The organism is Martinezella sp. CNPSo 3964, from assembly GCF_057784375.1.
The window spans coordinates 318,990-340,785 of record NZ_JBXSOW010000002.1 but is presented as its reverse complement, the minus strand read 5'-3'; the positions used below and the strand labels follow the sequence as shown (position 1 = coordinate 340,785).

General features: G+C 59.8%; 23 protein-coding genes. 12 read left to right on the top strand and 11 right to left on the bottom strand.

Going from position 1 to position 21,796, the window contains the following annotated elements:
• Positions 1–22: 22 nt before the first annotated feature.
• Positions 23–1,036: an AAA family ATPase gene (locus tag AC13Q5_RS08280; protein ID WP_488501392.1), complete on the bottom strand. Its 1,014-nt coding sequence runs from the start codon at positions 1,034–1,036 to the stop codon at positions 23–25.
• A 166-nt stretch (positions 1,037–1,202) separates the two neighbouring features.
• On the opposite strand from AC13Q5_RS08280, the gene AC13Q5_RS08275 reads away from it, so the two are divergent.
• From AC13Q5_RS08275 to AC13Q5_RS08265, 3 genes are read left to right on the top strand one after another with little or no spacing between them, the layout of a single operon-like run.
• A complete protein-coding gene (locus AC13Q5_RS08275; RefSeq protein ID WP_457888854.1) occupies positions 1,203–1,826 on the top strand; it encodes a DUF1285 domain-containing protein in 624 nt (207 codons plus the stop codon).
• Positions 1,823–2,458: an NUDIX hydrolase gene (locus AC13Q5_RS08270; protein WP_488501391.1), complete on the top strand. Its 636-nt coding sequence runs from the start codon at positions 1,823–1,825 to the stop codon at positions 2,456–2,458. The genes AC13Q5_RS08275 and AC13Q5_RS08270 overlap by 4 nt, the downstream gene beginning before the upstream one ends.
• Entirely contained in the window at positions 2,455–3,711 is a 1,257-nt protein-coding gene (locus tag AC13Q5_RS08265) for a CCA tRNA nucleotidyltransferase (RefSeq protein ID WP_488501390.1), read from the top strand. The genes AC13Q5_RS08270 and AC13Q5_RS08265 overlap by 4 nt, the downstream gene beginning before the upstream one ends.
• A gap of 42 nt (positions 3,712–3,753) precedes the next feature.
• On the opposite strand, the gene AC13Q5_RS08260 is transcribed toward AC13Q5_RS08265, so the two are convergent.
• The 3 genes from AC13Q5_RS08260 to hemF form a co-directional block, all read right to left on the bottom strand.
• Positions 3,754–3,939, bottom strand: a complete 186-nt coding sequence (locus tag AC13Q5_RS08260) for a DUF1059 domain-containing protein (RefSeq protein ID WP_488501389.1) — start codon at positions 3,937–3,939, stop codon at positions 3,754–3,756.
• Positions 3,940–4,070: 131 nt separating this feature from the next.
• On the bottom strand, positions 4,071–4,349 hold the full coding sequence (locus AC13Q5_RS08255; RefSeq protein ID WP_488501388.1) for a hypothetical protein: 279 nt from the start codon (positions 4,347–4,349) through the stop codon (positions 4,071–4,073).
• A gap of 189 nt (positions 4,350–4,538) precedes the next feature.
• Complete coding sequence (gene hemF / locus AC13Q5_RS08250) at positions 4,539–5,450, bottom strand: oxygen-dependent coproporphyrinogen oxidase (protein WP_075851102.1); 912 nt, start codon at positions 5,448–5,450, stop codon at positions 4,539–4,541.
• A 174-nt stretch (positions 5,451–5,624) separates the two neighbouring features.
• Between hemF and AC13Q5_RS08245 the strand changes: the two genes are divergently transcribed.
• The gene (locus AC13Q5_RS08245) at positions 5,625–5,882 is read left to right on the top strand and encodes a hypothetical protein (RefSeq protein ID WP_083961260.1); all 258 of its coding nucleotides are present in this window, start codon (positions 5,625–5,627) and stop codon (positions 5,880–5,882) included.
• An 89-nt stretch (positions 5,883–5,971) separates the two neighbouring features.
• On the opposite strand, the gene AC13Q5_RS08240 is transcribed toward AC13Q5_RS08245, so the two are convergent.
• Positions 5,972–7,120, bottom strand: a complete 1,149-nt coding sequence (locus AC13Q5_RS08240) for a hypothetical protein (RefSeq protein WP_488501387.1) — start codon at positions 7,118–7,120, stop codon at positions 5,972–5,974.
• Positions 7,121–7,214: 94 nt separating this feature from the next.
• Positions 7,215–7,694: a tRNA (cytidine(34)-2'-O)-methyltransferase gene (locus tag AC13Q5_RS08235; protein WP_075851100.1), complete on the bottom strand. Its 480-nt coding sequence runs from the start codon at positions 7,692–7,694 to the stop codon at positions 7,215–7,217.
• A 393-nt stretch (positions 7,695–8,087) separates the two neighbouring features.
• Between AC13Q5_RS08235 and AC13Q5_RS08230 the strand changes: the two genes are divergently transcribed.
• On the top strand, positions 8,088–9,941 hold the full coding sequence (locus tag AC13Q5_RS08230) for an ABC transporter ATP-binding protein (RefSeq protein WP_075851099.1): 1,854 nt from the start codon (positions 8,088–8,090) through the stop codon (positions 9,939–9,941).
• Between the two features lie 211 nt (positions 9,942–10,152).
• Here the strand turns inward: AC13Q5_RS08230 and AC13Q5_RS08225 are convergent, their stop codons facing one another.
• The gene (locus AC13Q5_RS08225; protein WP_488501386.1) at positions 10,153–10,764 is read right to left on the bottom strand and encodes a LysE family translocator; all 612 of its coding nucleotides are present in this window, start codon (positions 10,762–10,764) and stop codon (positions 10,153–10,155) included.
• A 361-nt stretch (positions 10,765–11,125) separates the two neighbouring features.
• Here AC13Q5_RS08225 and AC13Q5_RS08220 point away from each other — a divergent pair, with 361 nt between their 5' ends.
• Positions 11,126–12,988 (top strand): ABC transporter ATP-binding protein, encoded by a 1,863-nt coding sequence (locus AC13Q5_RS08220; protein ID WP_488501385.1) that lies wholly within the window; start codon positions 11,126–11,128, stop codon positions 12,986–12,988.
• Positions 12,989–13,009: 21 nt separating this feature from the next.
• On the opposite strand, the gene AC13Q5_RS08215 is transcribed toward AC13Q5_RS08220, so the two are convergent.
• Positions 13,010–13,957: an endonuclease/exonuclease/phosphatase family protein gene (locus AC13Q5_RS08215; protein WP_488501384.1), complete on the bottom strand. Its 948-nt coding sequence runs from the start codon at positions 13,955–13,957 to the stop codon at positions 13,010–13,012.
• A 468-nt stretch (positions 13,958–14,425) separates the two neighbouring features.
• Here AC13Q5_RS08215 and petA point away from each other — a divergent pair, with 468 nt between their 5' ends.
• The 4 genes from petA to AC13Q5_RS08195 all read left to right on the top strand — a co-directional run bounded on the left by petA (position 14,426) and on the right by AC13Q5_RS08195 (position 17,841).
• Positions 14,426–15,004: a ubiquinol-cytochrome c reductase iron-sulfur subunit gene (gene petA, locus AC13Q5_RS08210; RefSeq protein WP_075851094.1), complete on the top strand. Its 579-nt coding sequence runs from the start codon at positions 14,426–14,428 to the stop codon at positions 15,002–15,004.
• 14 nt (positions 15,005–15,018) lie between these two features.
• Positions 15,019–16,293 carry a cytochrome b gene (locus AC13Q5_RS08205; protein WP_075851093.1) on the top strand — a complete coding sequence of 425 codons (1,275 nt, stop codon included), beginning with the start codon at positions 15,019–15,021 and terminating at the stop codon, positions 16,291–16,293.
• Between the two features lie 22 nt (positions 16,294–16,315).
• Positions 16,316–17,182 carry a cytochrome c1 gene (locus AC13Q5_RS08200; RefSeq protein ID WP_488501383.1) on the top strand — a complete coding sequence of 289 codons (867 nt, stop codon included), beginning with the start codon at positions 16,316–16,318 and terminating at the stop codon, positions 17,180–17,182.
• Positions 17,183–17,298: 116 nt separating this feature from the next.
• Positions 17,299–17,841, top strand: a complete 543-nt coding sequence (locus AC13Q5_RS08195) for an adenine phosphoribosyltransferase (protein WP_075851091.1) — start codon at positions 17,299–17,301, stop codon at positions 17,839–17,841.
• 47 nt (positions 17,842–17,888) lie between these two features.
• Here AC13Q5_RS08195 and AC13Q5_RS08190 read toward each other — a convergent pair whose 3' ends face one another.
• Positions 17,889–18,356, bottom strand: a complete 468-nt coding sequence (locus AC13Q5_RS08190) for a MaoC family dehydratase (RefSeq protein ID WP_488501382.1) — start codon at positions 18,354–18,356, stop codon at positions 17,889–17,891.
• Positions 18,353–18,817, bottom strand: a complete 465-nt coding sequence (locus tag AC13Q5_RS08185; protein WP_488501381.1) for a MaoC family dehydratase — start codon at positions 18,815–18,817, stop codon at positions 18,353–18,355. Before AC13Q5_RS08185 ends, AC13Q5_RS08190 begins: the two co-directional genes overlap by 4 nt.
• A gap of 184 nt (positions 18,818–19,001) precedes the next feature.
• Here AC13Q5_RS08185 and AC13Q5_RS08180 point away from each other — a divergent pair, with 184 nt between their 5' ends.
• A complete protein-coding gene (locus AC13Q5_RS08180; protein WP_488501380.1) occupies positions 19,002–20,123 on the top strand; it encodes a hypothetical protein in 1,122 nt (373 codons plus the stop codon).
• 21 nt (positions 20,124–20,144) lie between these two features.
• On the opposite strand, the gene ychF is transcribed toward AC13Q5_RS08180, so the two are convergent.
• The gene (gene ychF, locus AC13Q5_RS08175) at positions 20,145–21,248 is read right to left on the bottom strand and encodes a redox-regulated ATPase YchF (RefSeq protein WP_075851087.1); all 1,104 of its coding nucleotides are present in this window, start codon (positions 21,246–21,248) and stop codon (positions 20,145–20,147) included.
• A gap of 228 nt (positions 21,249–21,476) precedes the next feature.
• Here ychF and clpS point away from each other — a divergent pair, with 228 nt between their 5' ends.
• Positions 21,477–21,788: an ATP-dependent Clp protease adapter ClpS gene (gene clpS / locus AC13Q5_RS08170; RefSeq protein ID WP_112340697.1), complete on the top strand. Its 312-nt coding sequence runs from the start codon at positions 21,477–21,479 to the stop codon at positions 21,786–21,788.
• Positions 21,789–21,796 lie beyond the last annotated feature (8 nt).

Sequence of the window (21,796 nt, the reverse complement as noted above, 5' to 3'; positions counted from 1 at the left end):
TATACTCTCCTCGACATCCGGGTCACGACTTCGACTGCTTGACCAGCCCTGCAATGACATCGCGCACGGACATGCCTTCGGCGCGGGCTGCGAAAGTCAGCGCCATGCGGTGTTCCAGTACTGGCTCGGCAAGCGCGTGAACATCGTCGATCGACGGCGCGAGCCGGCCTTCATAGAGGGCGCGGGCGCGGGCGCAGAGCATCATCGCCTGGCCGGCGCGCGGGCCTGGACCCCAGGCGACGTGCTTGTCCGTCGAGGCGTTGCCCTGGCCGGGGCGGGCGGAACGCACCAGGGACAGGATCGCGTCGACGACGCCGTCGCTGACGGGCATCTGGCGGATGAGCTGCTGGATTTCCAGAAGGCGCTCGGCATCGATGACCGCTTGCGGCGTCGCTTCGCTCAGACCCGTGGTTTCGAGCAGGATGCGGCGCTCGTCGGCAAGTTCCGGATAATCGACGTCGACCTGCAGCAGGAAGCGGTCGAGCTGGGCTTCCGGCAGCGGATAGGTGCCTTCCTGTTCCAGCGGGTTCTGGGTTGCGAGAACGTGGAACGGAGCGGGCAGGTCGTAGCGCTGGCCGGCGATGGTGACGTGATATTCCTGCATGGACTGCAGCAGGGCCGATTGCGTGCGTGGTGAGGCGCGGTTGATTTCGTCGGCCATCAGCAACTGCGCGAAGACCGGGCCTTTCACAAAACGGAACGAGCGACGGCCGGTCTCATCCTGGTCCATCACTTCGGAGCCGAGAATATCCGAGGGCATCAGGTCCGGCGTGAACTGTACGCGATTGGAGGCAAGGCCGAGGACCGCACCGAGCGTGGTGACGAGCTTCGTCTTCGCGAGACCCGGCACGCCGACCAGCAAGGCATGACCGCCGGCGAGCACCGCGAGCAGCGTGTTCTCCACGACGCTTTCCTGGCCGAAAATGACCTTCGCTACCTCTTCGCGGACGCGGGCTATATCGCTGAGCGCCTTTTCGGCAGATGCGATGATGGCCTGTTCGTCGAGGCTCGTTTCGGTCGATTTGATCATGCCCATTTGAGTCTCCAATGGCAGAAAACGGTGCGCGCGATTCGCAGACGTTACACATTTCCCTCATAATCAATACAACTTATCGCCAGCAAGATAGCTGACAAGCACGTTTCAAATGACTATCTCGTGAGAACTGTCATATTCCTGACTAACGACCAACCGGGACAGAAGAATGGCAACCGAGGAAATCAGGTCAACGGGCGACGCCGCAAGCCTCGCGGCGCTGATTTCGCGCGCGGCCAGCGATAGCGGCGCCTCCAAGAAGGGGTTGCCGCCCGTCGATCGCTGGAATCCACCGTTCTGCGGCGATATCGACATGGAGATCCGAGCAGACGGCACCTGGTTCTATCTCGGGACGCCGATCGGCCGCGCGCCGCTGGTGCGGCTGTTTTCCACAGTTCTGCGCAAGGACGCCGACGAAAAGACCTATCTCGTCACGCCTGTGGAAAAGGTCGGCATCCGTGTCGTCGATGCGCCCTTCGTGGCTGTCGAGATGAGCGTGACGGAGCGCGACGGCAAGCGCGTCCTGACATTCCGTACCAATGTCGGCGATGTCGTCGAGGCGGGCAGGGATCATCCGATCCGTTTCGTCATTCGTGGCGAGAACGATGAGCTGAAGCCCTATCTGCATGTCCGCGGGCGCCTGGAGGCCCTGGTGACGCGTGCGGTCATGTATGATCTCGTCGAACTGGGTGAACCCGTTGAGATTGCCGGCCGCGAGATCTTCTGCGTGCGTTCCGGCAGCTCTATCTTCCCCGTCATGCCGGTTGCCGAACTGGATGCGCTCACTCGATGAATGAATTCCCTCTTTATTCCGCGGACGAGTTCCGCCGTCGCGCCCTCCATCAGAGCGGAGCGCCGGTGGAGCTTGCATGGCGTGACCATGGCGATCACATCCTCAATCCCGAGACCATATCGCAGGTGGCGGACTTGAAGCTGAAGGATGCCGCCGTGCTCGTGCCCGTTGTCGACAGCGGCGACGATGCCAAGGTGATCTTCACGCTCAGGACATCGACGCTGCGCAAGCATTCCGGCCAGATCGCCTTTCCGGGCGGCGCCATCGATCCGGAGGATACGTCGCCGGAAATGGCGGCAGTACGCGAAGCGGGCGAGGAAATCGGGCTTGCCGACATATTCATCGAGCCGGTCGCGCGGTTGCCGCATTATCTGGCGGCGACCGGCTTTCGCATCACCCCTATTCTCGCCGTGGTGAAGCCGGGCTTTCGTCTGGCTCTTAATCCGACCGAGGTGGAGGACGCCTTCGAGGTGCCGCTCTCGTTCCTGATGGACCCCGATCACCATGTCACCGACACGATGCTCTGGCAGGGCACCGAACGCCATTTCTATCGCATGCCCTATGGGCAGCGCATGATCTGGGGCATTACCGCGGGTATCGTCCGCACGCTTTATGAAAGGCTCTATACATGACGTCCGTTGCCGATCATGCTTGGTTTCGCGATGAGGCATTGCAGCGGGTGCTGGCGCTGCTCGATGCCGATGGCGGCGAGGGGCGTGTGGTTGGTGGTGCCGTACGCAATAGCCTGATGGGATTGCCTGTCGCCGATATCGATATCGCAACGACGCTGTTGCCTGAAGCCGTTGTCGAAAGGGCCGAGGCGGCGGGTATCAAGGCGGTGCCGACTGGTATCGCGCATGGTACCGTCACTCTGGTTATTGACGGGAAGCCATTTGAAATCACGACCTTGCGACGTGACGTTGAGACGGACGGGCGCCGGGCCGTGGTCGCCTTCAGCCAGGATTGGCAGGCGGATGCCGAGCGGCGCGACCTGACGATCAATGCACTCTATGCGTCTGCCGATGGCGAGGTCGTTGATCTCGTGGGTGGGCTTGCCGATCTGGAGCGGCGCAATATTCGCTTCATCGGCGATGCGGCAACACGGATTGCCGAGGATCACCTGCGCATCCTGCGTTTCTTCCGCTTCTTCGCCTATTATGGCAGCGGCCGCCCCGATGCTGATGGCTTACGCGCCTGTGCGGCCGCGAAGTCGAAGATTTCGACACTCTCGGCCGAGCGCGTCTGGTCCGAAATGAAGAAGCTGCTGGCGGCTCAGGACCCGGGCAGGGCGCTACTCTGGATGCGCCAGATCGGCATATTGACCGAGGTGCTGCAGGAAACCGAGAAGTGGGGGATCGACGCCATTCCCGGGCTTGTCTCCACCGAGCAGGCCCTCAAATGGCCAGCGGAGCCTCTGCTTCGTCTTGCCGCCATCGTGCCGCCTGATGCGGAAAGGCTCGCCAGACTTGCGGAGCGGCTGCGCCTCTCGAAAGCCGAAGGCGCCTATCTCCAGGCCTGGGCGAATTCGCCGATCATCAAGGATGATATCGCGGAAGCGGCCTTCGATCGCCTGCTTTATCGTCATGATCCATCCGGCGTGGCCGTTCGCCTGAAGCTGGCGCTGGCAGTTGCCCGCACCAAGGCGGAGGATGATTTCGAGGAGATGGCTCGCGTTGCGCGGCTTGGGAGATTGCTGGAACGTATTGCCAAATGGAAAAAGCCCGGTTTCCCGCTCAATGGCGCAGATGCGCTCGCTGCCGGTGTCAGCGCCGGGCCGCGCGTAGGCGAGCTTCTAGGCAAACTCGAGCAGGAATGGCTCGACGGGAATTTTACGATGAGCCGAGCAAACCTTCTCGCCCGACTCAAGGATCTGGCCAACGCCTGATAATGAGGCCTGATCTGCGGCACTGACTGGGCGAACCGCCAATCAGGCCGCGTTGGCCTCGTCGCGAATCCGTGCCTTGATATTGTCCACCATGTTTTCGCGGATGATGGTTTCGCCATGCGCTTCCCGCATGTGCTCGACGGCTCGGCGAACCACCTCGGAGTCGTCCTTGGCGCGGGTATGCCAGGCGCAGCCGGGCACGAGCGTACCACATTCGAACAGTCGCATATCTTCCTCCTCATTTCTCAATAATTTCGCATCCCTTCATGCGAAGTGCATGAAGGCCTTAACGCAACGGATGAGAAAAGGTTTCTGCCGTCCGGCAAGTCTCTCGCTTGCCGGAGGCGGTGTTCCGGACATCAGTCCGGCATTGCCCAGGATTTGAAGCAGTCCGACGATTGATATCGGGTGATGGGTACTTGCTTGGCAGAACGATCGGCCGCGAAGCGGGCGATATCGCTTGATGATTTGCCTGCCAATTGCATCCTCACCTGCTCTATAAAGCAGGAAAGCGGTAAATCGGACCCACTGCGGGTCCGCATATCCTCGGCCAGTCGGATAATGAACTCAGGACTATCGACTGTGCGCGAAAGTTTCTGTTCTTTCGAAGCTTCCGTGACTTGTTTCTCTGCTGCCATTACAACCTCCTCCGATTGAAACGAGCATTAGATCACTTAGGCACTCCTCCCGCTGATTTCAGGGCGTTGTCCGATCATTTAATGTTGAACGTCTCAAGCGCATCGCGACCTTTCAGATCCGTTCGCCGCGCTTGAGGTTTCTCGCATACTGTGATCACAAAGTTGCCGCCCAACTTTGCGCGACGTGTCTCAGGGCCAACGCACCACCGGCGGCAGGGACGATAGGATCGACTCCACGTTGCCGCCTGTCTTCAGCCCGAATATTGTACCCCTATCGTAGAGCAAATTGAACTCTACATAGCGTCCGCGGCGAATTAATTGTTCGTCGCGATCCTCTTCCGTCCATGCTTCGTTGAAATTGGAGCGGACGATCCGTGGATAGACCATTGCGAAGGCGCGACCGACGTCACGGGTGAAGGCAAAATCCGCGTTCCAGCCGCCGGCTTCTTCGGTTGAGTGCAGCCAATCGAAGAAGATGCCGCCGATTCCGCGCGGCTCATTGCGGTGCTTGAGGAAGAAATATTCGTCGCACCAGCTTTTGTAGTGCTGGTAGTCGGCGACGGCGTGGCGGTCGCAGACGATCTGCATGGCACGGTGGAAGAGGGCGCTGTCGGGATCTTCCTGGGTGCGCCGGCGGTCGAGCACCGGCGTCAGGTCGGCGCCGCCGCCAAACCATTGGCTCGTCGTCACCACCATGCGGGTATTCATGTGTACGGTCGGCACATTCGGATTGACGGGATGGGCAATCAGCGACAGTCCCGAGGCCCAGAAGCGGGGATCTTCTTCGGCGCCCGGAATCTGGCTGCGAAAATCGGGAGAGAATTCGCCATAGACGGTCGAAGTGTGGACGCCGACCTTTTCGAAGACGCGGCCTTCCATCATCGACATGCGGCCACCGCCGCCCTGGCCTTTGTCCCTCTGCCAGTCCTTGGCGATGAAACGGCCCGGTTCCTGGTCGGAAAGCGGGCCAGTCAGCTCGTTCTCCAGCTGCTCGAATTCCGCGCAGATCGTATCGCGCAGGCCTTCGAACCAGTGTCGCGCTGCCTCTTTCTTTTCTTCAATATCCTCAGGTAATCCCTTGGGAAGATTGGGTCGTTCCATTCATGCTCTCCGACGGTGCGAGCAGCCGGCGGCCCGCGATTCGCACTGTATGTATCGTGAGTTGGAATATCAGCAAGATTGCGGCGCAGCCAGTGCAGCAACGTCGCAGGAGAATCGACTCGCAAATTTCACAATGCGGTATTATGTTCCCTCTCTCAAAGGCGAGGTTTTATCATGAGGATACCTGGACCGCCGCCCCTGGATGGGTTGAGAAACAGAATATTCCGTTACCGGCAGGAACACCCTGCAGGCGGAAAGAGCGAATTCGTTCGCGAGACCTTTTGTCTGAGCCGCCCCGAAGCGCGTGAAAAGGCGCGCGAATGGTTCGATGAATTCCCGAAAGCCGCCTACTGGACCGAAGTTGAAAGCTGGCGTCAGGTCGACGGAGATCGCATCGAATTCACCATGCGGCGCTTGCCATCGGCGGATTGAAACCGAACGACATGGCATCCGCATCGACGGGTCATGGGCCAGAAGTGCCTTCGCGCTTTCTCGCGGCTGGCTGGCGATGTGTCGCCAGCTCAATGCGGCTTGGGTGATTGTGGATCATCCGACGGGCCGGATGCGGGCGGCTGAGCGCTTGTCATGGGGCCTGCGGAGAAAGCTTTCTTGACCTTCTCGATCGTGGCGGTGCCGCCAGCCGGAGGTGAGGGGAATTTTGTCTCTGGCGTTGCCGGCGGTTCGGCTATGGCACCGAGCTTTGCAGCTTGATGTTCTTCTGCCTTCTGATCTTCGACGATCGGCGATGCTGCCAGGATCTCCATCAGCGTGATGGTTACCGGTAGGTGGCCGCCCAAATCCGTGTTCGTGTGGTGCCATGCGTGCTCGACGCGCCGATCGGCATGAATGAACGCTCGGGAGTTGATCTCGCCGAACCAGTCCCATTCGCCCATCACATCGACGACATCGGTGAAGACAGGCGGCATGGCGATGCGCGTGCCGATCGTCACGATCTTCGTATGTCGAGCCAGTTCGGCGATCCGCCCTTCATCCTGCTTCCAGAGATTATGCAGTGCGGCCGATAGTACGAGATTGCCCTTGGAATGGCCGGTCAGCAGGCGGAAGGAAAGGCGGGGATCGGCGAGAAGCGCCTGCACGGTTCTCGTGTCGAGACTATTGCGGGCGGCCGTTGCCTTCCCCTGTGCTCCGACCTTGGGACGGCCGGCAAGGTCGTCCAGGCTTTCGAGAAAGGGCCGCAGGCCTTTCAGATGCCCGAAGAAAAACAATCCGCCGAGGGCTTCAGTGATGACATCGGCTATGCCGTAGCCAGAGACGACGACTGCGACCGGCGCGTCCACCGCATCGGCCACGTTGCGGGCGAAGGCGGCGGCACCGAGCGCCGAGCCGCCGATGCCTGCAACCGCAAGCGCCCGGGCATCGCCGCCACCGCGCAGGACGAATTCATCGATGGTTTCGCAGAGGGTAAGCGTCCCGAGACCGCTCGGCGGAACGAGCATGATCGCGCCTTCGGCAGCCAGGGAGTCGCTGATATAGAAGGCCTCCTCCGGCGTGATCACCGTGACGTCATAGAAGAGCGCATCGAGCGCAAGATTGCGCTGGCGCAGGCCTTCGAGAGCGAGGTTACGGGCGGGAGAGCGCTGGAGCCGTTCGGGGAGGCTCATGCTGCGTGCGAACTGCGTAAGGGAAAGCGTGAATGCCGTCTGGAACATGGGTCACCTCGCCAAGGCTGCCTGAGTTAGAGCATTCCAAGACCAAGCTTCTCACACTTTATTCGGCGTGCCAACGGCTATTCGGGTGCGACATTCAGGCTCGGGCCGAGAGCGGCGACCATTCTATCTGCCGCAGCGCTTCACCTGAAATCATGGCGGCGGACATTGCGACATTGATGGAGCGTTGGCCCTCGATCATCGGGATCAGGATACGACCGTCCGCTCTTTCGTGCACATGGTCCGGCACGCCGGCGCTCTCACGGCCGAAGAGAAGAATGTCGTCGTCGCAGTAGGTAAAATCGGTATAGCGCTGTGCCGCCTTCGTCGAAGCCAGCACCAGCCGTCGCCCGCTTTCTTGCCTCCACGCCTCGAAGCGCTCCCAACTGACATGTCTGGTCAGCGTGACGGCGGCAAGATAGTCCATGCCGGCACGCTTCAGATTGCGGTCGGATATGTCGAAGCCGGCCGGCTCGATGATGTCGACGCCGAGGCCGAGGCAAGCGGCGAGCCGCAGGATCGTGCCGGTGTTGCCGGGAATATCGGGCTGGTAAAGGGCGATGCGCAGTTTTGTCATGTGCTGCAACTAACGAAATCGCCTGGATTTGTCTTCGGTTTTTCGCGAGCCCTTCATTTCCGTGATGCCTCCCATAAACAGAATTGAAGGATTTAGCCCATTTTTCAGGCATATTTCGCTTTTCAAACAGGAAAAGTCGCGCTAAAAGACGGGCGCTCTACAACTTGCGAAAGAAGGAGGCTCAGATGGATATCTTGTTTGTGATGATGCGCCTCCGTGCCGTGAACCCACGGATTTGACGAGCGCTACAAGGCGCGTATTCGCAAGTACCCCCCTTCTTTAAGTCATCGCGCGGCCGGCATGGCCTCGTTGTTTTATCACCCGACCACCATATGAGTCTGCGATCTTTCAGCGCAGTGGGTGGTCGAAGGGTCGAGTCTCTGGAGCATTTCAATGTTTAGCTGGTTCGAACGCCGACTAAATCCATTTCCGACCGAGGTGCCGGATACTCCGCCGCGTGGCCTCTTCGCATTCTGCTGGCACTATTCCAAGCCGGCGCTGCCATGGCTGATCGCCATGAGCATCCTCACCATGTCGATCGCGATCGGCGAAGTCGCGCTGTTCCAGTTCCTCGGCGATATCGTCGACTGGCTGACGCATGCGGATAAGGCGACCTTCCTGCAGACAGAATGGCACAAGCTGTTCTGGATGGGGGCAATGGTGCTGATCGGCTTGCCGGCTGCGGCGATCCTCGACAGCTTCATCATGCATCAGGTGCTGCTCGGCAACTATCCGATGATCGCGCGCTGGCAGATGCACCGCTTCCTGCTGCGCCACAGCATGACCTTTTTCGCCAATGAGTTCGCCGGCCGCGTCGCCACCAAGGTGATGCAGACCTCGCTTGCCGTGCGTGAAACGGTCATGAAGATCCTCGACGTCTTCGTCTACGTGTTCACCTATTTCCTGTCGATGATCCTCGTCATCGCGGCGGCTGACTGGCGGCTGATGATCCCGATCCTGGTCTGGCTTGGCGTCTATGTCGCCATCGTCGCCTATTTCGTGCCGGTACTGCGCAAGATTGCCGCGCAGCAGGCCGATGCGCGCTCCACGATGACGGGCCGCGTGGTCGACAGCTACACCAACATCGCGACGGTGAAGCTGTTTTCACATGCGGGCCGAGAAGAGAAATACGCCAAGGCCGGCATGGAGGAATTCCTCGATACCGTGCACAAGCAGATGCGCAAGGTGACGCTGTTCCACGCCTCGGTCTATTTCAACAACTGCGCGGCGCTGTTCATCGTCTCGGCATTGTCGATCTGGTTCTGGCTCAGCGGTTCGATCTCGGTCGGCTCCATCGCCATTGCCATCGGCCTTGCCATGCGCGTCAACGGCATGTCGCAGTGGGTGATGTGGGAAGTCTCGGCGCTGTTCGAAAACATCGGCACCGTCTATGACGGCATGGAGATGATGACGAAGCCGCACGATATCGTCGACAAGCCGGCGGCATCGTCGATCGCTGCCAAGCAGGGTGCGATCCGCTTCGACCACATTCGCTTCCACTACGGCAAGGCGAAGGGTGTCATGGAGGATCTGAGCCTCGATATCCGCGCGGGCGAAAAGGTCGGCCTTGTCGGCCGGTCCGGTGCCGGCAAGACGACGCTGATGAACCTGCTGCTGCGCTTCTACGATTTGGAGAGCGGCCGCATCACCATCGACGGCCACGATATCGCGGGGGTCACGCAGGACAGCCTTCGCTCGATGATCGGCGTGGTGACACAGGATACGTCGCTGCTGCACCGCTCCATCCGTGACAATATCGCTTACGGCCGTCCGGACGCGACCGATGAGGAAATCATCCAGGCAGCCAAGCGCGCCAATGCCTGGGATTTCATCGAAGGTCTAGTCGATATGCATGGCCGCACCGGGCTAGATGCGCAGGTCGGCGAGCGCGGTGTCAAACTGTCAGGCGGCCAGCGCCAGCGTATCGCGATCGCCCGCGTCTTCCTGAAGGATGCACCGATCCTGGTACTCGACGAGGCAACCTCGGCGCTCGATTCCGAAGTGGAAGCGGCGATCCAGGAAAACCTCTTCGCGCTGATGCACGGCAAGACGGTGATTGCGATTGCGCACCGCCTGTCGACACTGACCGAGATGGATCGCCTTGTCGTCCTCGATAAGGGCCGGATCATCGAGATGGGCACGCATCAGGAGCTGGTCCAGGAGGGCGGCATCTATGCCGAGCTCTGGAGCCGGCAGTCCGGTGGGTTCCTCGCCGACCACGAAGAGGTCGAGGCGGCAGCGCAATAATGAACTGGGCAACTGGGGTGCTGTGGCCCCCAGTTGCTATTTTCCCGAGCGACTATTTTCAAGAAATCCAAAACGCAACGAAGAAGTCTGGAAGACGACGCTGCGAGCTAGAGCGCGTTGTGATCTTTCAGATCCACTTCCCGCACTTTCAGTCGTCGATTTTGCGCATGTCGTTATCGCAAAACTGCTGCACACTTTTACGTGACATGCTCTAACGGCTCGCCAGAGCAAGCTGCACTGCGAGCACTCCGAAGGCGGTTGCGAAGCTTCGGCGCATCCACGACTGAACAGTCGGATTTGAGACGATATGGCGGCGCAGGTAGGCCGCAAACACACCATACGCTGCGAAAATGAAGAAGGTGAGCGCCATGAAGACCAGGCTGAGCTGCAGCATCAGCATGATCCGATTTGTCTTATCCGGCGTCACGAATTGAGGCAGGAAGGCGAAGAAGAAGATCGACAATTTTGGATTGAGCAAATTGATCAGGACTGCCGAGCCAATCACCTGCTGCGTACTCTTGTCGGTCGGTGCGCCGTCGATACGCAAAACACCTCGTTCCCGAAACATCGACCAGGCCATGTAAAGCAGATAGGCGACCCCGAGCCATTTGAGGCCTTGAAACGCCGCAGCGCTGGCATGCAGAAGCGCGGCAAGGCCGCTTATCGCGGCGAGCAAATGCGGGATGATGCCAAGTGTGCAGCCGAACGCGGCGACTACGCTCGCCCTCATGCCACCCGATAATCCGGCCGCAAGCGTGTAGATTGCGCCGGTGCCGGGGGACGCGACGATGATGAGGGTCGTTATCAGGAACTCCATGCTCATGCGTTGGCCCCCATGGAAGGTTGGCACATCGGCGGCAAGGCTTGAGCCGATGTGTTTCCTTCAAGCGGCGATCCACGCAAGACGTCCGGGCGGTTCGTCGGAGGTCCGATGCGCGTTGACGATGGATGCAGTGGATGCGTCGCGTCGGTCTTAACGGAAATAGGAGGCATGAATTTCACTCGGTGATGACTTCGAGCAATATCGCCTCGTCGTCTTCGTCGGTCTTGAATGAAATTGCAGGTCAATCGCCAGCTCGCGCACACCTCTCAAATCATAAGGCACCGTATTCTAACGAAAATGTAACCTTCTCAATGACACACCTTTACTTTCCGGATCTCCGGAAATTCCCTATATCGCTTCCATGTTCATCCGTTCCGTGTTCCGTCTGTTCGAGACGTGGATTGACCCCTATTACCGCAGCGGCGATCTTCGACCGCCGCGGTCGCTCAGTGCCTTCATCTGGTACTATGTCGGCCAGGCCAAGGGACCCTTCCTGGCGATGGCAGCGCTTGGCGGCGCGGTTGCTATGCTTGAAGCCGCGCTCTTCTGGTTCGTCGGGCATCTTGTCGACATCCTCGACAAGGTGAAGCCGGGCGAGGGGTGGAGTGGACTGCTCGCCGGTCATGGTGCGGCGCTGCTCGGCATGGTCTTCGTCGTGCTTGTCGTGCGTTTCGTCGTCGTCAGCCTCGGCGCATTGGTCGAGGAACAGGTCGTTGTCCCGGGTTTTCTCAACCTCGTGCGCTGGCAGGCCTATCGGCATGTCGCCAGGCAATCGGTCGAGTTTTTTCAGAACGATTTTTCCGGTCGCGTCGTCACCAAGGTCTGGTCAGCCGGGCAGGCGACCGGCGATCTGGTCGTATCGCTGCTGCAGGTGGTCTGGTTCATCATCATTTATGCCGCCTCGACCATTGCGCTGGTCGGCGGGCTCGACTGGCGGCTGGCGCTCGTCATCGCGGTCTGGATAGGCATCTTCTCCTTGCTTGCCCGCCACTTCGTGCCGCGCATCCGACAGCATGCCCGCAACGCGGCCGAGGCATCCTCGATGCTGAACGGCCGCATGGTCGATGCCTATGCCAATATCCAGACGCTGAAGCTCTTCGGTCGGGAAGAGCGGAACGATCATTACATCCGCAACGGCTTCGACCGCTTCCAGGCGGCCGTCATGCCGTTCACGCGGTTATTGACCGGTGTGCGTTCGTCGCTGGCGCTGCTTTCAGGCGTGATGATTACGACCATCGGTGCGCTGGCCGTTCATCTCTGGCTGATGGGCGAGATTTCCACCGGCGGCGTCGCCTTCACGCTCAGCATGGTGCTGCGACTGAACATGCTCTTCGGCCGCATGATGTCGCAGTTCAACGCCATCATGCGCAATCTCGGCACGATCCAGAATTCGGCCGAAATGATCTCGGAGCCGATCGGCCTGGTCGACCGGCCGGAGGCCAGGGATCTGAGGATCGCCGGGCCTGAAATTCGCTTCGACAACGTCACCTTTCACTATGGGCGCGGCGGCGGCATCATCGACAATTTCTCCCTCAACGTGCGCCCAGGGGAGAAGGTCGGCATCGTCGGTCGCTCTGGGGCAGGCAAGACGACGCTCGTCAATCTGCTGTTGCGCTTCTACGATCTCGAAGGCGGCCGCATCCTGATCGATGGCCAGGATATCGCTGCCGTCAGGCAGGAGTCGCTGCGTGGCGCCATTGGCATGGTGACGCAGGATACGGCGCTCCTCAATCGTTCCATTCGCGACAACATTCTCTTTGGCCGGCCCGATGCCAGCGACGAGCAGATGGTGGAGGCGGCAAGGCAGGCGGAGGCGGATCGCTTCATTACCGCTCTCGAAGATCAGAAGGGGCGTACCGCCTATGCTGCCCATGTCGGCGAGCGTGGCGTCAAGCTTTCGGGCGGCCAGCGCCAGCGCATCGCGATTGCGCGCGTAATGCTGAAGGATGCGCCGATCCTGGTGCTCGATGAGGCCACATCGGCGCTGGATTCGGAAGCCGAGGCCGTGCTGCAGTCCAATCTCGACGCACTGATGAAGGGCAAGACCGTTCTTGCGATCGCACACCGGCTGTCGACCATCGCCAAGCTCGACCGGCTGATCGTCATCGACAAGGGCGAGATCATCGAAGACGGCACGCATGACGAGCTGATCGCGCGGGGCGGCCTCTATTCCGAACTCTGGGCACGCCAATCCGGTGGCTTCATCGCCGCGGATGCCGACTGATCCACGCCGAGACCCGCCGGATTATTGGTGCCGAGGCACGCTGAACTCGGTCATCAAGCCGAAATGGTTCGAGCCCATCGCGTCGCGGATCTGCTTTACGGATATCAACCGAAGCGGCGCGCGGGCAAAGACGTGATCGATGGTGATGCCGTAAGCGCCAGCCGCGATCGGCCAGGTGGCAGGTTCGGGGAAGGCGTGGCGAAGGCCGGTTGCTGCCAGGAAGTCGCGCATGTCGGGTGTGATGACCGAGGCATTGAAATCTCCTGCGAGGATCAACGGCCCTTTCACCTCGTCGAGGGCGGGGGCGAGGAGACCAAGCTCGATCTGGTGGAACGCATCGAAATAGGGCTTGCTCAGATGAACGGAGGCGAAGTTCACGGGCTGGCCGTCCATGTCGATGGTGGCGAGAATGAAGCGATTGTCCCAGAGGCTGCCGAGGCTGCGCATCAGCTGGGTCTGCAAGGGTCTTTTCGAGAGCAGCAGGGAATCGCAATCGGTGGTCATCACGCCGCAGCCGATACGGTTGGGATAGACTTTCAAGATGCGGTCCATCTCGGAAAAGATCGGTCCCGCCTCGAAGATTTCGACGACGTCGGCCTTCGAGGCGATGATGAGATCGGCGATGCGGGGACCGTTTTCGAAATTGCTGTCCTCGATGTTGAAGGAGAGCAATCTGAAATGGTCGCCACTCGCCTCCGCCGAAGCGACGAGCGAAGACGTCGTGTATTCCTGTAGCATGAGGACCGAGTGAACCAGCAGGATGCTTCCGGCCGCGGCCAGGAAGAGCGCATACCAGTGGCGCTTGAAGGCGAATGCGATCAAGGCAAGCAGGATCGCAAACAGGCTGATATGGGTCTGCAGACTTTCGAAAAAGGCCAGCACCCAGGAATCCACGACGTAACGCGCCGCAAGGATGCCGACCGCCAGTGTGGCGAGAACGCATAGAACGCAATAAATCGTGTGTCTCATGAGAAGTTCTCGTGCTTCATTCCCGCTGCGTTGTACGCGCAAGACAACGAATGCAATCCTCCATAAATCGTGAGGGAAATCCACTTGGATTTAAGAGGTAAAGCGTAAGTCCTGTGAGGGTGCGAACGTGCTGATACTATGTCATCTTTTGCAATGCAGCATTGAAATCATTGTCTATTTTGCCCTGCAATATGAGAAAATACTATAGAAATCCCCAGTTTTTTCATGGGCTTAACTTTTCGCGTTATTGCAGGAGGAGTGTAGGCTCCGGCCTTGCGACGCAATAGCGCAGTTTTGCCGCGACATTGTGCCCTTACCCCTTGCCAAGACTGGACATAATTTGCGATCAAGCTTAGAACGCAGCGGGTTACGGAGGAATCTATGGCGGAATTATGGTCGCATTGATTCGCCGTTAGTGAGAGGGGTACCACGGTTTTGCCGTGGTTTGCGGGAAGAGGATGTGCAGCGTTGAGCGAGCATAGTACGACAGTTGAGTCCACCGGCGAGCCGACTCGTCGCGATTTCCTTTATTTGACGACAGGTATGGCCGGCGCCGTTGGTGCAGTCGCCGTCGCATGGCCGTTTATCGACCAGATGCGGCCGGACGCATCGACGCTCGCTCTTGCATCCATCGAAGTCGATGTGTCGAGCCTTGAGCCCGGCATGTCGCTGACGGTGAAATGGCGCGGTAAACCCGTCTTCATCCGTAACCGCACGCAGAAAGAAATCGACGACGCCAAGGGCACGCAGCTTTCGGACCTGAAGGATCCGGTTGCTCGCAACGCCAATCTGCCGGCTGATGCACAGGCAACCGATCTTGCCCGTTCGGCTGGCGACGGTAAGGAAAACTGGCTCGTCATGATCGGCGTCTGCACCCATCTCGGCTGCATTCCGCTCGGTCAGGCAGGGGAATATGGCGGGTGGTTCTGTCCCTGCCATGGCTCGGTCTACGATACCGCCGGCCGCATCCGCCATGGGCCTGCACCGATGAATCTTGCGATTCCGCAATATGCGTTTACGTCGGAAAAGAAGATCAAGGTCGGTTGAGGGGGAGCTGAAACATGAGTGGTCATTCGTCTTACGAGCCATCGACAGGGCTCGAAAAATGGGTCGACGCGCGGCTTCCACTGCCGCGCATGGTCTATGATAGTTTCATCGCCTACCCGGTCCCGCGCAACCTGAACTATGCCTACACGTTCGGCGCCATGCTGGCCGTGATGCTGGTCCTGCAGATCCTGACCGGTGTCGTGCTCGCCATGCACTATGCGGCCAACACCGCAATTGCCTTCAATTCGGTCGAAAAGATCGTCCGTGACGTCAACCACGGCTGGCTGCTGCGCTACATGCACGCCAACGGCGCGTCCTTCTTCTTCGTGGCCGTCTACCTGCACATCGCCCGCGGCCTTTACTACGGCTCCTACAAGGCGCCACGCGAAATCCTCTGGATCCTCGGCGTGATCATCTACCTCCTGATGATGGCGACCGCCTTCATGGGTTATGTTCTGCCCTGGGGCCAGATGTCCTTCTGGGGTGCGACCGTTATCACCGGCTTCTTCTCGGCCTTCCCATGGGTCGGCGATTGGATCCAGACCTTCCTGCTCGGCGGCTTCGCCGTCGACGATCCCACGCTCAATCGCTTCTTCTCGCTGCACTATCTGCTGCCGTTCATGATCGCAGGCGTCGTCATCCTGCACATCTGGGCACTGCATGTGACCGGCCAGACGAACCCGACCGGCGTCGAAGTCAAGCTGAAGACCGATACCGTACCCTTCACGCCCTATGCGACGCTGAAGGATGCGCTTGGCGTTTCCATCTTCCTGCTGGTTTTCGCCTACTTCGTCTTCTACCTGCCGAACTTCCTCGGTCACGCCGACAACTACATCCCGGCCAACCCGCTGAAGACGCCGGCCCACATCGTTCCGGAATGGTACTTCCTGCCGTTCTACGCGATGCTGCGTTCGATCACCTTCAACATCGGCCCGATCGACTCCAAGCTCGGCGGCGTTCTGACGATGTTCGGCGCGATCATCGTGCTGTTCTTCCTGCCCTGGCTCGATACGTCGAAGATCCGTTCGGCCGTCTATCGTCCCTGGTACAAGCTGTTCTTCTGGCTGTTCATCGCTGATGCCATCCTCCTCGGCTGGCTGGGCTCGCAGCCGGCGGAAGGCATCTATACCACGGCCGCGCAGTTCGCGACGCTGTTCTACTTCCTGTTCTTCCTCGTCATCATGCCGGTGCTCGGCATCGTCGAGACTCCGAGGCGCATTCCAAATTCGATTACGGAAGCGGTTCTTGAGAAGCAGGGCGGTAAAGTTGCCGCTCCGGTTCAAGCATAACCGGCGATAGAGGAAGAAAACGATGAAGAAGATTATTGTCGGCCTTCTATCCCTGACGCTCATCGGCGGCTTCCCGACTGCCGCGGTGATCGCCGCGGAAACGAAGCCCGCCGCCGAAGCCGAAACGCCGCATTACCCGCTGAAGGAGCCGCGCGAGCAGCATTGGACCTTCTCCGGCCCGTTCGGCTATTATGACAAGGCGCAGCTGCAGCGTGGCCTCAAGGTCTATACGGAAGTCTGTTCCGCCTGCCATTCGATGAAGCTGGTGGCTTATCGCACGCTGGAAGACCTCGGTTATACGGAAGCACAGGTAAAGGCCTTTGCTGCCAATTACGAAGTGCAGGACGGCCCGAACCCGCAGGGTGAGATGTTCACCCGCAAGGCGCTTCCGTCTGACCATTTCAACTCGCCGTTCCCGAACGACGAGGCTGCCGCTGCCTCCAACAACGGAGCAGTCCCGCCCGACATGTCGCTGCTTGCCAAGGCACGCGAAATCGAGCGCGGCTTCCCGCAGTTCATCTTCGATATCTTCACGCAGTATCAGGAAGGTGGACCGGACTACATCTACTCGCTGCTGACAGGCTATGAAGAGCCGCCGGCCGGCTTTAAGGTGCCGCAGAGCTCGCATTACAATCCGTATTTCGATGCGGCCGCGACCTTTGCGATGCCGAAGCCGCTTTCGGACGGTCAGGTGACTTACGACGACGGCTCGCCGCAGACGGTGGACCAGTATGCGCGTGACGTCTCCGCCTTCCTGATGTGGACATCCGAGCCGCATCTGGAAGATCGCAAGCACCTCGGCTTCATGGTCATGGTGTTCCTGCTGATCTTCTCGACGCTGATCTATCTCACGAAGCGCTCCGTCTATGCCAAGGCCGGTGCTCACTGAGTATTGCGATGTTTCAATGAAAAGGCGGCCCGTCGGGGCCGCCTTTTTTGTTGGTATAGCGCCCCGGTCTTGATAGGGTGCGGCCGGCCCTATCATAGCCTGAGAGTACATATTTCATGAACACTATCGCTTCGGAGCTCGCCGCCAGCATCCGTTCCATTCCGGACTATCCCAAGCCCGGCATCATCTTCCGTGACATCACGACGATGCTTGGCGATGCCAGGGCGTTCCGACGCGCCGTCGATGCGCTGGTGCATCCCTATGCCGGTTCCAAGATCGACAAGGTCGCCGGCATGGAAGCGCGCGGCTTCATTCTCGGCGGTGCGGTGGCGCATCAGCTGTCGTCCGGCTTCGTGCCGATCCGCAAGAAGGGCAAGCTGCCGCACGATATCGTCCGCATCGCCTACAGCCTGGAATATGGCGTCGACGAGATGGAGATGCACCGCGATGCGGTCAATCCTGGCGAAAAGGTCATTCTGGTGGACGACCTGATCGCGACGGGCGGTACGGCGGTCGGCGCCACGAAGCTTCTGCGCCAGATCGGCGCCGAAGTGGTCGCAGCTTGCTTCGTGATCGACCTGCCTGACCTTGGTGGCCGCAGGAAGCTCGAAGAGCTCGACGTGCCCGTGCATACGCTGGTGGAATTCGCCGGTCACTGACCGGCCTGGAAGATGGGCGGGGTCATCACGAGCGGTCCCGCGGATTTTTATTCAAAAGCCAGCACTGTGCTTTCGAAGCGCAAAGCCGGCAGGCTATCCTGGTTCACCCCGTCACAGGCGAGCGTATAGAGCGTCCAGCCAGGGCGCGAGGCAAGAGGGCGGCTGCCGAGGATTGCCACGCCATAGGTGATCGTATCGCCGGCAAAGACCGGCCTCAGCCATTGCAGGTTCTTGAAGCCGGGCGAGGGGCCAAGATTGGGTGGCGTCTTGCCTTCGGCGATCAGTCTTGCCGTTTCGGACTTCCAGAAATCGACGAAGCTGCGCATCCACATGGAGCAGCTGTGCCAACCGGAGGCGCAGAGGCCGCCGAACAAGGAATGTTTGGCCGCTTCCGCATCCATGTGGAAGATCTGCGGATCGAAGCGCGAGGCAAAGTGGACGATGGCTTCGGGTGTGAAGGTGTGGCTGCCGATCTCGATGCGTTCACCGATGGCATAGAGGTCGCTCATTTTCATGCCGAAACCTCCGCGCCGGCGCGCATGCGGATCATGGTCGCGTTTTCTCCAAGGCAGACGAGCTCGCCGCGCTGGTTTTCGACTTCATGACGGAATTTGACGATGCCGATGCCGGGGCGGGAGCGCATGGCGCGCGCCTCGACCACGATGGATCGGCCCGACAGTGTATCCCCGGCCAGAACCGGCTTCTTCCATTCCATGAAATCGATGCCCGGTGCGCCTTGCGCGTCGGCGGCGAGAATGTAGGAATCGCACATCATGCGCATGAACACCGCCGAGGTATGCCAGCCGGAAGCGGCAAGGCCGCCGAGAATGCTGGCGCGGCCGGCTTCTTCATCCAGATGCATCGGTTGCGGATCGAATTCACTGGCGAATTCAATGATCTCCGCCGCGGTCATATGCTTCGGGCCGAGGGCAAATTCTCGTCCTGGCTGGAAGTCTTCGTAGACGAGTTTCGTCATGTCTTCTGTCGTCCTCCACGTCTCGTTCATCGGCAATCGCATAGCCTGCAGTGGCGGTGCAAGCATTTTCATGCTCGTGACAAGGTGTGGCCAAAGATGATTGTCCATCGACGACTGACAGCCCTTGATTGTGGGTCAACGATATGTTGAGGCTTGGCGGTGATGAAATGAAGCGAGAGCGAGAATGAGCGAACTCAAGGTCGCACTGGAAGATGCTGCCGGCGAAGGGATTATTTCCTCGGGCCAGGCCGAACGATTGCTGCCCTACCTCACCACGAGGAATATCGGCATCCTGCCGGCGCAGGCTCTTTCATCGCAGCACGGGCAGGACGATCCCAATCCGCTGGAAGATACGGAAGCGCCGCGTTTCGTGCGTGGCTTTCACGATGTACTCATCACCATCGGCGTCATCGTGCTGCTCATCGGGCTATGGGGATTGGCAAACCGCTATGCACCCATACTGGCGATTGTCGTGCTTGCCGAGATCCTGGTGCGCCGCCAGCGACTGGCGCTTCCGGCCGTGGTCTTGACCGTCGCCCTCGCCGTCTGGGTTTTCTATACGGTGGTGACCTATGTCAGCTCGACACCGGCGCTCAGCAATAATTTCACGATCGGCGCAATCGTGCTGGTGGCGCCATTCCCGCTGTCTCTGGCCTTGTTTTACTGGCGCTATCGGGTGCCGCTGTCGCTGGCACTCTTCCTATTTTCGTTGTTCGGCCTGTTTCTCGCCGCGGTCTTCTATGTCGCCGGTACGGTGACGGGGTCTTCGAATGTGCCGGCTGATTACCCGATCCAGACAATGATAATCTTGCTGATAACCGCTCTCGGCAGCTTTGCATTGGCAATGCGCTACGATCTCAGCGACCCGCAGAGAGTGACGCGCCGCTCCGACGTAGCCTTCTGGCTGCATCTCGCAACGGCGCCGGCCTTGCTTTATTCCACGATCCTGTTGGCATTGCGCCTTGAGCTTGCCAGCAGCGGTACCGTCTTCACCAATCTCACCGACGCCCTCTTTGGGGGGTATCTGCAAGCGGTGACCGTCCTCGTGGCGGTGCTGGTGATGATGCTGATCGGCCTGGTCATCGATCGCCGCGCTTTCGTGACCGCAGGTCTCGTGTCGCTGGGCCTCGCGACCGCGGCCATTCTCCGGCACAACAATGCCGGCCTCGACAAGGTGGGCTTCCTGGTGCTGATGATTGTCGGTCTAGTCGTGCTTGTGATCGGCATCGGCTGGACCGATCTGCGCCGCATCGTCGTGCGGCGCCTGCCTGCCGGCGTGCAGGCCAGATTGCCGACGCTGAGATGAGCGTCGGCAACAAGGAGACGATCAGGTGTTGAAGCGGAAGTGGATGACGTCGCCGTCCTGGACGACGTATTCCTTGCCTTCGTCGCGCGCCTTGCCCGCTTCCTTCGCACCGGTTTCGCCGTTGTAGGCGATGTAATCGTCATAGGCGATGGTGTTGGCGCGGATGAAGCCGCGCTCGAAATCCGAATGGATGACGCCGGCCGCCTGCGGCGCCTTGGTGCCCTGTTCGATCGTCCAGGCGCGCGTTTCCTTCGGACCTACGGTGAAGTAGGTGATGAGGTGCAAGAGCTTGTAGCCGGCGCGGATCAGACGGTCGAGACCAGCTTCGTCGAGACCAAGCGCGGAGAGGAATTCCTTCGCCTCTTCGTCCGGCAGCTGCGCCACCTCTGCCTCGATGGCAGCGGAGATGATGACGACTTCCGAATTCTGCTCCTTGGCCATGGCGGCGACGGCTGCCGTGTGCTCGTTGCCGGTCGCGGCATCGCCCTCGGCGACGTTGCAGACGTAGAGCACCGGGTGCGAGGTCAACAGGTTCAGGCCCTTGAGGATGCGGGTCTCTTCGGCGTCGAGCTTCGACAGCAGCGTGCGAACCGGCTTGCCTTCCTGCAGCAATGCGAGCGACGCATCCATGATCGGCAGCATCGCCATGGATTCCTTGTCCTTGCCGGTGGCGCGCTTGCGCGTCTGCTCGGTGCGGCGCTCAAGGCTCTCCAGGTCGGCGAGCATCAGCTCGGTCTCGATCGTTTCCGCGTCGGCGACCGGATTGATGCGGCCTTCGACGTGGGTAATGTCGCTATCTTCGAAGCAGCGCAACACGTGCACGATGGCATCGACTTCGCGGATGTTGGCGAGGAACTGGTTGCCGAGGCCTTCACCCTTCGACGCGCCGCGCACGAGGCCGGCGATGTCGACGAAGGAGATGCGCGTCGGGATCAATTCCTTCGACTTGGCGATGTCGGCAAGCTTGCGCATGCGCGGATCGGGAACCGCGACTTCACCCGTGTTCGGCTCGATGGTGCAGAACGGATAGTTTGCCGCCTGTGCTGCCGCCGTCTTGGTCAGCGCGTTGAACAGAGTGGACTTGCCGACATTCGGCAGGCCGACGATACCGCATTTGAAACCCATGGCACCTTGTCCATATCTTGAAAATCTTTGCTGTGCCTATGGGGGAAGGGCCGTTGCGGGTCAAGTCTTGTGCGGGCAAAGAGCCGCTTTTCTGCTAATGGAAGGGCTGAGAGCGGGAAACGGCCACATTGTCTCCCTCACACGACCATCCTTGAAGGATGTGGTGCGCTGCACTATAATCTCCCCATTAGCCCAAAACCCTTTCCCCTGTCGTCAACGGTGATGCCGATGAGTGACAATGATGTTGTCCTGAAACCAAAGCCTAAAACAAAGCCGAAGGTCGAGAGGCCGAAGCTCTACAAGATCATTCTCGTGAACGACGATTACACGCCGCGGGAATTCGTCATCATGGTGCTCAAAGCCGTCTTCCGCATGAGCGAGGAGACCGGCTATCGCGTGATGATGACGGCGCACAAGCTCGGGACCTGCGTCGTCATGGTCTGCGCGCGCGACATTGCCGAGACGAAGGCTCAGGAAGCGGTCGATCTTGCCAAGAGTGCCGGCTTCCCGCTGATGTTCACGACAGAGCCGGAAGAATAGGCGCAGTC

Excerpts from the sequence above, each read along its gene's own strand:
- ychF (WP_075851087.1), bottom strand. The coding sequence starts at position 21,248 with ATGGGTTTCAAATGCGGTATCGTCGGCCTGCCGAATGTCGGCAAGTCC.
- AC13Q5_RS08185 (WP_488501381.1), bottom strand. The coding sequence starts at position 18,817 with ATGACGAAACTCGTCTACGAAGACTTCCAGCCAGGACGAGAATTTGCC.
- AC13Q5_RS08225 (WP_488501386.1), bottom strand. The coding sequence starts at position 10,764 with ATGAGCATGGAGTTCCTGATAACGACCCTCATCATCGTCGCGTCCCCC.
- AC13Q5_RS08275 (WP_457888854.1), top strand. The coding sequence starts at position 1,203 with ATGGCAACCGAGGAAATCAGGTCAACGGGCGACGCCGCAAGCCTCGCG.
- AC13Q5_RS08230 (WP_075851099.1), top strand. The coding sequence starts at position 8,088 with ATGTTTAGCTGGTTCGAACGCCGACTAAATCCATTTCCGACCGAGGTG.
- AC13Q5_RS08215 (WP_488501384.1), bottom strand. The coding sequence starts at position 13,957 with ATGAGACACACGATTTATTGCGTTCTATGCGTTCTCGCCACACTGGCG.
- AC13Q5_RS08190 (WP_488501382.1), bottom strand. The coding sequence starts at position 18,356 with ATGAAAATGAGCGACCTCTATGCCATCGGTGAACGCATCGAGATCGGC.
- AC13Q5_RS08200 (WP_488501383.1), top strand. The coding sequence starts at position 16,316 with ATGAAGAAGATTATTGTCGGCCTTCTATCCCTGACGCTCATCGGCGGC.
- AC13Q5_RS08265 (WP_488501390.1), top strand. The coding sequence starts at position 2,455 with ATGACGTCCGTTGCCGATCATGCTTGGTTTCGCGATGAGGCATTGCAG.
- AC13Q5_RS08235 (WP_075851100.1), bottom strand. The coding sequence starts at position 7,694 with ATGACAAAACTGCGCATCGCCCTTTACCAGCCCGATATTCCCGGCAAC.
- hemF (WP_075851102.1), bottom strand. The coding sequence starts at position 5,450 with ATGGAACGACCCAATCTTCCCAAGGGATTACCTGAGGATATTGAAGAA.
- AC13Q5_RS08270 (WP_488501391.1), top strand. The coding sequence starts at position 1,823 with ATGAATGAATTCCCTCTTTATTCCGCGGACGAGTTCCGCCGTCGCGCC.
- AC13Q5_RS08205 (WP_075851093.1), top strand. The coding sequence starts at position 15,019 with ATGAGTGGTCATTCGTCTTACGAGCCATCGACAGGGCTCGAAAAATGG.
- AC13Q5_RS08240 (WP_488501387.1), bottom strand. The coding sequence starts at position 7,120 with ATGTTCCAGACGGCATTCACGCTTTCCCTTACGCAGTTCGCACGCAGC.
- AC13Q5_RS08220 (WP_488501385.1), top strand. The coding sequence starts at position 11,126 with ATGTTCATCCGTTCCGTGTTCCGTCTGTTCGAGACGTGGATTGACCCC.
- clpS (WP_112340697.1), top strand. The coding sequence starts at position 21,477 with ATGAGTGACAATGATGTTGTCCTGAAACCAAAGCCTAAAACAAAGCCG.
- AC13Q5_RS08260 (WP_488501389.1), bottom strand. The coding sequence starts at position 3,939 with ATGCGACTGTTCGAATGTGGTACGCTCGTGCCCGGCTGCGCCTGGCAT.
- AC13Q5_RS08255 (WP_488501388.1), bottom strand. The coding sequence starts at position 4,349 with ATGGCAGCAGAGAAACAAGTCACGGAAGCTTCGAAAGAACAGAAACTT.
- AC13Q5_RS08180 (WP_488501380.1), top strand. The coding sequence starts at position 19,002 with ATGAGCGAACTCAAGGTCGCACTGGAAGATGCTGCCGGCGAAGGGATT.
- AC13Q5_RS08195 (WP_075851091.1), top strand. The coding sequence starts at position 17,299 with ATGAACACTATCGCTTCGGAGCTCGCCGCCAGCATCCGTTCCATTCCG.
- AC13Q5_RS08245 (WP_083961260.1), top strand. The coding sequence starts at position 5,625 with ATGAGGATACCTGGACCGCCGCCCCTGGATGGGTTGAGAAACAGAATA.
- AC13Q5_RS08280 (WP_488501392.1), bottom strand. The coding sequence starts at position 1,036 with ATGGGCATGATCAAATCGACCGAAACGAGCCTCGACGAACAGGCCATC.